Origin of the sequence: Nocardia sp. NPDC057440 (assembly GCF_042802915.1) — a bacterium.
Classification (GTDB): domain Bacteria; phylum Actinomycetota; class Actinomycetes; order Mycobacteriales; family Mycobacteriaceae; genus Nocardia.
Map to the genome: position 1 here is coordinate 316312 of NZ_JBHVDF010000007.1, position 9279 is coordinate 325590.

Genomic DNA, 9279 nt, shown 5'->3' on the forward strand with positions numbered 1-9279 from the left:
TTGTATTATCCCTGCTTGTGGGTTATAACTGGCCTGAGTGGGCATTGCTGTCACTAATCGGGATCGACCCCCGCGAGGTGTTGCAAGTGCTCACCGGTGTTCGCCGATGGCCTCGGCGGGCGCGCGGCCCCGGCGGGCTGGCGGTCCTGACAGTGTGGGGCCGCACCAACGCAGGCAGGCCGCTCATCATCGCCGTCCGCCGGACCGAGGACTGGCAGTGGGACATCCTGGGTGCCGTCGAGATGGCAGACACGCAGGTCGCGGAGTTCGAGCGTTGGGAGCACGCCGATGACTGACTATCCGACGAACCCAGAGGACGTCCAGGACTTCCTGGCCGGCCTCGAATTCGGTGACGAGCAGGTGGACCCGGCCGAAGCGCCGCCGGTGCTGCGCGAAGACGCGGTCACCGTCACCACGTCGCTGCGCATCCCGTTCGAGCTGCATCAGCGGGTGAAGCGGGCCGCCGAAGATCGCAACGTCACCATGTCGGCACTGATCCGCGACTGGATCGAACTCGAGCTCGCCGCCCTGGAGAACGACCAGCCGATCTCCCGCGCCGACGCACTCCGCGCTCTCGCCGCCCTGCATCCATTGCGCCGATCGGCCTAGCAGACAGCACCGGTCGGCAACACACCCGCACGCGCCGATTGTGGTGGCTGCGTGTCGGGGTTCGGAATTGCCGGATGCGCACTGGACGCGCCGATTGTCGTGGGCGGGTGTGGCGCCATCCTGGCACGCAACGACGCCGCGACATCGACGAGCTGCTGATGCCACCCGCCGGTCGAACCAAGGATTCATGACTGGCAATCGACGGGATCGCTCGAACGCCCTCGGCAACTCGAAGGCGATGGATTGCGCCGTGCACAGGACTGTGGTGACGGTGGCGATCAGCCGAGCAGCGGCGCAGACAGGGCAATGCCAATGGCGGCCAACGTCGCCGACGCCAGCGGCCCGATGATCACCAGTGCGACAACAGCTCCCAGTACGAGGTGGGCGCGAACTCCCGGCCGCGGTTCGACCGAGGGGATCAGCCGCTCGACGCGCGCGGGAAGGTCGACCCCGTTCATGCCGAGCACCGCGGAGGCGGCTTCGGGGATGCCGGAAAGGGTGAGCAGGGCGCGCAAAACAGCCGGTCGGCCGTGCACCCGCGCGGCCGCGTCGTCTGCGCACATCTCCAGGAGTCGGGCGACTTCGGTCGCGCCGAGGGTGAACAGCTCGATCCGGGAGAGATTGGCCGCGAGCCCCCGCGTCAGTGCGAGCCACAGATGGTGCCGACCAGCGAGATGGGCACGCTCGTGCTCCAATACGGCACGCAACTGGTACTGATCGAGTGCGGCGATCGCGCCGCGCGTGACGACGACGGTGTGTGGCTTGCCCGCCACGCTGTAGGCGGCCGGTTGAGCGACCTCCAGCACTATGGCGTCCAATCCGGCATCGTGCCGCCCGGCCATCCGAACCATTCGCGCGTGCTCGTGGGTGGTGCTGCGGGCCAGGAGAAACCACCGTCCGACGCGGACGAGCAGCACCACTCCCGCGCACATCGCGAACCCGGTGAGTGCGACGAACCCGCCCTGCACCAGGAGTCCGTAGTGGCCGGTGGCGGCGTCGTGCAGTTGGGTGTAGCAGCTGTCGAGCACCGGACGGCCCGGCTCGGCCACATCAATGATCACGTAGGCGACGACGATCACCGGGACCACCGTCCATGAGACGATGACCGACCCGATCGCGCTCAGCCACGCGACGAGTTCGAATTGTGGCGCGATGCCACGGGTGAGTCGCGCGAGCGGGCGCGGAGCCAGCACGGCGACGGCGAAGCTCGAGAGGATCAGGCAGACCGCCTCGCTCATCCGGCGGCCCGCGGTGCGACAGGGCGCCGGATCCTGGCGCATAGCTCGGTGCTGTGCTGCTTCGAAGTCTTGAATGCGTGAAAACGCATCAAGGCGTTCCTCCTGTCGATCGGCGTCGAGCCGTGCGGCACACCGCGAATGCACTTAACCTAGCGGACACCTACTATCTACATACGTAATATCTGCTTGTCCAGGAAGCGAGGCGCATCCAGGAATCCCGGCTGGGCCGGATGTGAAAGGCGTTGTGGCAAAAAGCTATTGAACCGACATGTCGCAGCGTGCGGCAGCGGCTGTCCGGTGCGCAGGGCAGCAGGCGTAGTGCGAGCGGCATTGCCACGCGTGGCAAGCCTGCGCGCGTTGTCCGGCGACTTTCGAGGTCGCCGGACGCGTTCACTGCTGCTGGGACAGGCTTTCCGTCGGCTTCGGTTGCGGCAGATCTCGCCGAAGTCGCAGTGCGGCACGCAGTCCCGCCGACTCCTCGGCGTCGATCTGCTCGACGAAATAGGCCAGCACCAGATCTGATCGGCCACCACCGTGGAGGGCCTCGTGCATCAGACTTGCGCTGTATTGCTCACGGGAAAGCGTGGGTTGATACCAGTACGCCTTGCCGACGCGTTCCCGCTCGAGGCAGCCTTTGCGATGCAAATTGTCCATGGTCGACATCACCGTGGTGTACGCGATCTCGCGTTCGGCGCTGATCTCGTCGAGAATCCCACGGACAGTGGTCGGTTCGTCGCGATCCCAGACTCGGTCCATGATGACCGCTTCGAGCTCGCCGAATCTCCGTACGCGCATAGTTCACCTCCAGTAGTGGCGGTGGTGGGACCGGCATCCCGTCGCGCACTACTTTCTGCGTACGTACATAGTACTTTCAGGCGCCGTGATGCGCGCGCCAACACATCGTCGGACCCTCAGGGTTTGCGCGCAATCCCGCCGACCATCAGCCGTTGGGTGATGCTCAGCTCCCCGGGGTCGCCGTGGGCGGGCCGCCATTCTGGCAGATATACCAGACCGGGCTCGACCGGTTCCAGACCCCGGAACAGGCCGAGTACCTCCTCGCGCGTCCGGAACCGGCCGGTGCCGAGGAATTCCAGGAACGACTTCTCCAGCGCGCGTGCCTCAGGACCCGAGTCACAGAAGTGGGTGATGAACAGGTAGCTGCCCGAGGGCACGGCACTGAGATAGCTGTCGACGATGGCCGCGGGATCCTCATCGTCGTGCAGGTGGTGGAGGATCCCGACGAGCATGACAGCGACCGGGCTGGTGAAGTCGATCGTCTGGCGAACCGCGGGATCGTCGAGAACTTCGGTGGGGGTGCGCAGGTCCGCGGCCACGACCACGGTCCCTTCGTTGTTCTCCACCAGCGCGCGACCGTGTGCCAACGCGACTGGATCGATATCGACGTAGGCGACTTTCGCACCCGGTTGCAGCGCCTGCGCGACCTGGTGGGTGTTCTCCATGGTGGGCAGCCCGGCGCCGAGATCGAGGAACTGTGTGATGCCCGCCGCGCCCGCGAGGTAGCGGACGCCGCGACCGAGCATGGCCCGATTCACCTGAGCGACTTCACTGATCCCCGGCAGCGTCTCGGCAAGATGCTCGACAACCGCGTGATCGGCGGGATAGTTGTCGGTCCCGCCCAGTAGCGCGTCGTAGACGCGCGCGATGCTCGGTTTGGTCGTGTCGAAGCCCACCGACTCAGAACCCGTCATCGCCCATCCTCCTGCACAACTTTTTCACAGCCATTCCGAACCAGATGAACCTAAGCACGGCGGCTTCGTTCGTGCGGCTCAATCGAGCATTCCATCGCATCGACGAAGTCCCGAGTGGCACAGGGGATCTCGCTCGGCGCACCCATCACGGCCGGATCAGGCTTGCTCGACTAGCCGTCGCCCGGAATACGAACTCTCGGCCTGGACCGAACTTACCGAGGTCATCGCCGATCCGGCACTCGTCGCGCGTGCGATGAAGGTGCATCTCGCCATGGATGACCGGCTGGAATCGGCCTGCCCGGGTGGCCAATCGGACCAGTGCCGATGATTCCGATAACTCCAAGCCGTATCAGGCCATATTCATCCGGGACCACTTCGATATCCCGGAAACACGTGACCAACGAACCGGAAGCCGTCGCGGAATTCCGGCGCATCATCAACAAATCCAGCCCGGCATACATCGTCGACGAGGACGCGACGGGCCCGGCCGATCGCCGCCGCGCTGGCGTGTCATGTGCAGACGCGGTAGACAAGCGTCGGCGACCGCACGATGCGCAGGGATCGGGTCGTGGCACGCCCGGCGGACACCCAGATCTCAGGGTTCGTCCAACCATGGACAGTGTTCGCTCGTTTGTATAGGGTTTCGTGGATCCAGCGAAGGCACGGCAAACTGTTGTCGTCGCGTCGGGTAGCCGACGCGGTGCACATCCGAACACGGGACTCGATGTCACTTGGCTGAAAGCGGGGGCAAGACATGGCGACGACGCTCGACCACACCGAAGAGCGGGCCTGGCGGGCGATGGTGACGGTGACGACACGCCTGCCGAGTGCCCTGGATGGCCTGCTGCAACGCGAATTCGGGGTCACCCATTTCGAATACCGTGTGCTGGCGCTGTTGTCGGAAGAATCCGATCATCGGATGCGCATGACCGAGCTGGCCGGCGCGGCGAACGCCTCGACATCGCGGTTGTCCCATGCCGTGTCCAAGCTGGAGCGCAGGGGTTGGGCGGTGCGCAGTGCCGCGGCGGGACCGCGCGGGGTGTACGCCGTCATCACCGCGGACGGCTGTCGAAAGGTGGACCAAGCGACTCCGGAATACCTGAACATGGTGCGAAGCCTGGTTTTCGACGCCCTCGACTCCGACCGCAAGGACCAGCTGGCCGCCATGTGTGAGATGCTGTCGGACCATCTTGCCGGTGCGCTGAGCGAGGCGGGCGCCGTGTGTAGCGGAACCGAGGACCGGCCGATCGTCTCGGCAGTCGCAGGCTGAGGGCGTCCGCGTTGACCCTCACGCACTGGTGGGACCGGCGCGGTGGCTACTGGTGGGCTACCGGTCCGCCGGTTTGGTCCGGACCCCACTGTTTTGCCAAGGTCCATGGTGCGGCCGAGGGCCGCTGCGACGGATGGGTAGGGCTACACGATGGTGACGATCGCACAGTTGCGGGCCGTGCTGGCGATTCTGCACATAGATCCTGCGGAGTTCGGCGAGCCGGACAGCGCGGGTGTTCGCGGGCCGGATTCGGAGCGCCCGTTGTTGGTCGGTTTGCTATGTCACGCGCTAGGTGGCGAAATGCGACAGGTGCTCTCCACGGCGACGGCCGAGGACGAGGTCGCTCGTGCCGCTGCGATGAGCACCCGGCAGGCGCCCGGTGCGAATGCTTGCGTGCAAGCAGGTTTCGACGCACGGCGGCTGCGCGACCGCATCGAGGCGTTGGCCGCCGAGACGACGGTCGATCCCGCGCCGATTCTGCTCGATGCCGCGGCGCGGTCGGCCGATGCCACCGAGACGTTGTTGGCGCTGAGCCGCAACCCCGGCGACGGCGACGCCGAATCCCGATGGCGGCAGGCACTCGACGATCTGGGTGAGGCCTACCACCTGATCAACGACGAATACGTAGAGCGTTTGAACGCGACGACGGCTCCGCTGCCCTAGCCGCCGCGGCCGGGCCTTCTCAGCGGACGGGGAAGTCGAAGTAGGTCTGCGGGAAGGGTTCTTCCTTCAAAGTGAAATGCCACCATTCCTCGGCGAGGTTCTTGAACCCGTGCTCATCCATCAGGTTCGTCAGCAGCGTGCGCACTGCCCGCTGGGTGCCGCCGACGGCCGGGTTCGCGGTGTGCGCCGCGGGATCGAAGCAGTCGTATCCGGTGCCGAAATCGAGCATGTCGTCACGGAACCGCTGATCCGCGGGCCGGAAACACTCACGCAGCGGATCACCCTCGTGATACAGCTCGGTCTCGGGCGCGGGCAGCGCCACAATGGCGAGGTCCAGCGTGCTGCCCCGGCTATGGCCCGACTTCTCGGCGATGTAGCCATCCCGGAACAGGTTCGCCTTGTCCACCGCGGGGTAGAACTCGGCCTTCATCTTCACATCGCCGAGATCGCGTGCCCAGGCGACGAAGTGGTCGACGGCACGTTGCGGACGGTAGCAGTCGTAGGTCTTCAGCGTGAGATTCATCGGCCGCAGCTCCTGCTGCACCTGCGCGAGGGCCGCTGCCGCCTGCTTGGTCAGCAGGCACTTGGGCGCCTCATATCCGGCGACCCGGGTACCGAGGAAATTGTGCTGCCCGAAATAGCGAGCATCGACGAGGATCGTCGGATCGACGTCGGTGACGGAGACGAACGCTTCCTCGCCTGCCTGCGGCGCTTCGGAACGGCTGGCCTCACATGCCGCGACCGTCACCGTCATCACGCATGCCAGCGCCAGCGTGCCGAGATGTCGCAGCAACGACCGGAAGCTCATGTTTCCTCCTCGCGATTCCGGCTCGGGCGCAACCACTTTCATGCGCGCTCGGCCTTCGACGGACACCGTAGGTCACCACCGGCGTGATATGCGGGCGCTTTGCCGACATCACGGCATCATCGATGCCTGCTCGAGCGCGCGGCCCCATCACCGCTCGCCCGTATGCAGAAAATCTCCGGCGCCACTGCGGGTGACGTCGTAGCCGAGTAGGCGTTCGGCCTCCTCGATGCCACCCTGCAGGTCGCCGACGGCGTTCATCTTCGACAGGTCCAACCCGATCGTCACCAAGGTCAACGCGATCTCTGAGGACAGGCCGGTGATGATCACGCTGGCCCCCATCAAGCCGGATGCTTCGACCGTCTGCACGAGGTGGTTGGCGACGGTGGAGTCGATCGTCGGCACACCCGTGATGTCGATGACGACGACCTTGGCGCGATTGCGCCGAATGGCGCTCAGCAGCTGTTCGGTGAGCTGACGAGCCCGCTGCCCATCGAGCACGCCGATGATCGGCAGAATCAGCAGCTGCTCACGCACCTGGAGCACGGGAGTCGACAACTCCCGGATCGCTTCCTGCTGTTGGCGGATGATGCGCTCGCGTTCCTGGACAAAGGAGACGCCGACGGTGTTGGCGATGCGGTTGGCGGCCGGTTCGTAGGCGTCGAGGACCTGGTTGAGCAGATCGAAGTCGCCCTGGTATTTCTCGAACAACGAGCGCGCGAGCACATCGCGCAGCAGCAGCACGATACCGAGGACCTCATCGGTTTCCACGCCACGCGGAATGATGCGTTCGGACAGATCGCGTGCGTAGTCCTGCAGCGCTTCCACGGAACCGGTCTCCAGCACCGCGACGTAGTTGTCATATACCGATGTCGCCTCGGAGAACATCTCATCGGGTGTCATCGCGGTGAGCAGCTGTGCTTCGGTGATGCGGCGCGCCCATTCCTCGCGCAGGACCGTCCGGTTCTGCCGCAGGTGCTCCACCAGCTCGGAGAGCAGGCTTTCGCTGGATCCGGTGGAGATCGTCGCGATGCTTCCGTCGAGCAACACCTTGGGCAACACCATCTCCGATCCCTACTCGGGCGGTCTGCACCCGATTGCGGCCTGCGCATCCACGGCGTCCGTGGACCTCTGCCGACCAGCAGGCGAAAGCCTATACCCAGGTCCGGCGAATCGCCGGTTTCTGTCGTCGCAGGAAGTTCGGACAGCCCGGTGCCGGAGCCATCTATCGGACAGGGTCCCCGCGACGGCCGGGAACCCTGTCCGATCAGGCGGGAAACTATGCCGTCGTCACGACCTCGTCGTAGTCGAGCCGAGGCGAACGCGGGAACCAGGCGTTCGGTCCCGGCTTGCCGATATTGACGACGACGAGCGAACTGTGGTTTCCGTCGGGGAAGAATTCCTTGTCGACGCCCGCGGCGTCGAAGCCGTTCATCGGGCCTGCCGCCAACCCGGCGGCGCGAATGCCGAGAATGAAGTAACCGACCTGGATCAGGGCATTGAAGCGCGCTGATTCCGTGCGGTAGGCGTCGTCGGCGAAGTAGTCCTTGGCATCCGGTGCATGGGGGAACACCTTCGGCAGCTGATCGTGGAAGTTCAAGTCGGCGGCCAGAATTGCGGTCAGCGGCGCGCCGGCGGTCTTGGGCTTGTTGTTGTCGATCATGTGGGTGACAAGGCGGTCGCGCGCCTGCGGACTGCGCACGAGCACGACGCGAAGCGGCTGTTGATTCATGGAGGTCGGCCCGTACTTGACGAGTTCGTAGATGTCGCGGATCTGCGCGTCGTCGACCGGATCGTCGGCGAAGGCGTTGGCGGTGCGCGCCTCGCGGAACAGCAGATTCTGGGCGTCGGCGGCCAGCGTGAGATAGGTGGTGGGCTGAGCGGTGTTCACAGGTGTCTCCTCAGTTGTCGACGGGCTCGGTGTCGCTCCCGCGCACTCCGCGGGCGAACTGGTAGCTGGCGAGGACCAACCGCCAGGTGATCTTCAATTCGTCGGTGTCGCGCGGCCCGTAGACCATCACCACCGTCGCGGGCAGGAATCGCTGCCGCGCCATCGGATGCAGCTCCGCCCAGCCGCGGGTGATCGCCTCCGCGACGACCTCCGTCGGCAGGCACATGTGCAGGCTGCCGTCGGTGTGCCCGTGCAGGTGCGCGAATTCGGTGCCCGCCAGAAACGCCTCGGCGGGACCGTAGGCGTCGGCCGGTCGCAGATGCAGTGCGCGGGTGTCGGCGAGGGATACGCCGCTGCGGCCGACGATAACGCCGTCGAGGGTGACCATGCGTGCCCACAGGGCCTCCTGCAGGATCGTCGGCGCGGTCTGGTCGAGTTGCTGGTGTGGATTGTGTGCTCGCGTGAGAGGCGGGTTCCCGGATCGCGGGGGTAGTCCCGGCCGGTTGTGCACGGTCGTCGTCATCGCTGTGCTCCCTTGGGTTTTCGCTCACTCATGCGGTGTGCGCGGCTGCTGGGATTCACAGTACTTTCCAAAGTATAGTAGTTACCAAGAGGAAAGCGGATCGACCGGAGGACCGATGACGACTGTGCCCCGCGCGGGGTTGACCGCGACCGTGGATCCGTGCCCGATCACGCCGGTGATCGACCTCGTCTTCGGGCGATGGTCGACGCAGGTGCTGTGGGTGCTGACCCATGACGGCCGACTCCGCTTCACCCAATTGCAGCAGCGCATCCCCGGCCTGACACCGAAGGTGCTGACCCAGCGCTTGCGTCAACTCGAACGTGACGGCTTGGTTGCCCGTACCTACTACGCCGAGGTGCCGCCGCGGGTGGAGTACGCGGCGACCTCGCTGGCCGCGACGCTGGCCCCGGTGTTCGGCAGCATCGTGGACTGGTCGGGCGAGCACCAGGCCGAGGTGCTCCCCCCCCCCCCCCCCGACCACGCGGGCGCGTGAGCGCCTGCGAAAATTCCGGCGCGGGGGAGCGCACCACCCCCCCAGGTGGGCGTTGGAGGAGATTGCCAGCCCGCCCCC

12 protein-coding genes are annotated in these 9279 nt (G+C 65.7%); 5 read left to right on the plus strand and 7 right to left on the minus strand.

Annotated elements, in window-relative coordinates; all coding sequences use genetic code 11:
- The first annotated feature begins 17 nt into the window (after positions 1-17).
- Both ACFU4Z_RS17470 and ACFU4Z_RS17475 read left to right on the plus strand, forming a co-directional pair.
- Positions 18-296, plus strand: a complete 279-nt coding sequence (locus ACFU4Z_RS17470) for a hypothetical protein (protein ID WP_379064022.1) — start codon at positions 18-20, stop codon at positions 294-296.
- Entirely contained in the window at positions 289-609 is a 321-nt protein-coding gene (locus ACFU4Z_RS17475; RefSeq protein WP_379064024.1) for a CopG family transcriptional regulator, read from the plus strand. The genes ACFU4Z_RS17470 and ACFU4Z_RS17475 overlap by 8 nt, the downstream gene beginning before the upstream one ends.
- 278 nt (positions 610-887) lie before the next feature.
- Here the strand turns inward: ACFU4Z_RS17475 and ACFU4Z_RS17480 are convergent, their stop codons facing one another.
- The 3 genes from ACFU4Z_RS17480 to ACFU4Z_RS17490 form a co-directional block, all read right to left on the minus strand.
- Positions 888-1889 (minus strand): M56 family metallopeptidase, encoded by a 1002-nt coding sequence (locus ACFU4Z_RS17480; protein WP_379064027.1) that lies wholly within the window; start codon positions 1887-1889, stop codon positions 888-890.
- 348 nt (positions 1890-2237) lie between these two features.
- Entirely contained in the window at positions 2238-2642 is a 405-nt protein-coding gene (locus ACFU4Z_RS17485; RefSeq protein ID WP_379064029.1) for a BlaI/MecI/CopY family transcriptional regulator, read from the minus strand.
- A 116-nt stretch (positions 2643-2758) separates the two neighbouring features.
- The gene (locus ACFU4Z_RS17490; RefSeq protein ID WP_379064031.1) at positions 2759-3556 is read right to left on the minus strand and encodes an SAM-dependent methyltransferase; all 798 of its coding nucleotides are present in this window, start codon (positions 3554-3556) and stop codon (positions 2759-2761) included.
- A 754-nt stretch (positions 3557-4310) separates the two neighbouring features.
- Between ACFU4Z_RS17490 and ACFU4Z_RS17495 the strand changes: the two genes are divergently transcribed.
- Both ACFU4Z_RS17495 and ACFU4Z_RS17500 read left to right on the plus strand, forming a co-directional pair.
- Entirely contained in the window at positions 4311-4826 is a 516-nt protein-coding gene (locus ACFU4Z_RS17495) for a MarR family winged helix-turn-helix transcriptional regulator (RefSeq protein ID WP_379064033.1), read from the plus strand.
- 150 nt (positions 4827-4976) lie between these two features.
- Positions 4977-5489, plus strand: a complete 513-nt coding sequence (locus ACFU4Z_RS17500) for a hypothetical protein (RefSeq protein WP_379064035.1) — start codon at positions 4977-4979, stop codon at positions 5487-5489.
- A gap of 19 nt (positions 5490-5508) precedes the next feature.
- Here the strand turns inward: ACFU4Z_RS17500 and ACFU4Z_RS17505 are convergent, their stop codons facing one another.
- From ACFU4Z_RS17505 to ACFU4Z_RS17520, 4 genes are all read right to left on the minus strand, one after another.
- Complete coding sequence (locus tag ACFU4Z_RS17505) at positions 5509-6297, minus strand: M15 family metallopeptidase (protein WP_379064037.1); 789 nt, start codon at positions 6295-6297, stop codon at positions 5509-5511.
- A gap of 147 nt (positions 6298-6444) precedes the next feature.
- Positions 6445-7359, minus strand: a complete 915-nt coding sequence (locus ACFU4Z_RS17510) for an STAS domain-containing protein (protein WP_379064039.1) — start codon at positions 7357-7359, stop codon at positions 6445-6447.
- Between the two features lie 214 nt (positions 7360-7573).
- Entirely contained in the window at positions 7574-8185 is a 612-nt protein-coding gene (locus tag ACFU4Z_RS17515; RefSeq protein ID WP_379064041.1) for a malonic semialdehyde reductase, read from the minus strand.
- Positions 8186-8195: 10 nt separating this feature from the next.
- Positions 8196-8708 (minus strand): luciferase family protein, encoded by a 513-nt coding sequence (locus ACFU4Z_RS17520; RefSeq protein ID WP_379064043.1) that lies wholly within the window; start codon positions 8706-8708, stop codon positions 8196-8198.
- A gap of 115 nt (positions 8709-8823) precedes the next feature.
- Between ACFU4Z_RS17520 and ACFU4Z_RS17525 the strand changes: the two genes are divergently transcribed.
- Positions 8824-9201, plus strand: coding sequence for a winged helix-turn-helix transcriptional regulator (locus ACFU4Z_RS17525; protein WP_379064045.1), 378 nt, complete (start codon positions 8824-8826; stop codon positions 9199-9201).
- The last annotated feature ends 78 nt before the right edge of the window (positions 9202-9279 follow it).

Excerpts from the sequence above, each read along its gene's own strand:
- ACFU4Z_RS17475 (WP_379064024.1), top strand. The coding sequence starts at position 289 with ATGACTGACTATCCGACGAACCCAGAGGACGTCCAGGACTTCCTGGCC.
- ACFU4Z_RS17480 (WP_379064027.1), bottom strand. The coding sequence starts at position 1,889 with ATGCGCCAGGATCCGGCGCCCTGTCGCACCGCGGGCCGCCGGATGAGC.
- ACFU4Z_RS17485 (WP_379064029.1), bottom strand. The coding sequence starts at position 2,642 with ATGCGCGTACGGAGATTCGGCGAGCTCGAAGCGGTCATCATGGACCGA.
- ACFU4Z_RS17490 (WP_379064031.1), bottom strand. The coding sequence starts at position 3,556 with ATGACGGGTTCTGAGTCGGTGGGCTTCGACACGACCAAACCGAGCATC.
- ACFU4Z_RS17495 (WP_379064033.1), top strand. The coding sequence starts at position 4,311 with ATGGCGACGACGCTCGACCACACCGAAGAGCGGGCCTGGCGGGCGATG.
- ACFU4Z_RS17500 (WP_379064035.1), top strand. The coding sequence starts at position 4,977 with ATGGTGACGATCGCACAGTTGCGGGCCGTGCTGGCGATTCTGCACATA.
- ACFU4Z_RS17505 (WP_379064037.1), bottom strand. The coding sequence starts at position 6,297 with ATGAGCTTCCGGTCGTTGCTGCGACATCTCGGCACGCTGGCGCTGGCA.
- ACFU4Z_RS17510 (WP_379064039.1), bottom strand. The coding sequence starts at position 7,359 with ATGGTGTTGCCCAAGGTGTTGCTCGACGGAAGCATCGCGACGATCTCC.
- ACFU4Z_RS17520 (WP_379064043.1), bottom strand. The coding sequence starts at position 8,708 with ATGACGACGACCGTGCACAACCGGCCGGGACTACCCCCGCGATCCGGG.
- ACFU4Z_RS17525 (WP_379064045.1), top strand. The coding sequence starts at position 8,824 with ATGACGACTGTGCCCCGCGCGGGGTTGACCGCGACCGTGGATCCGTGC.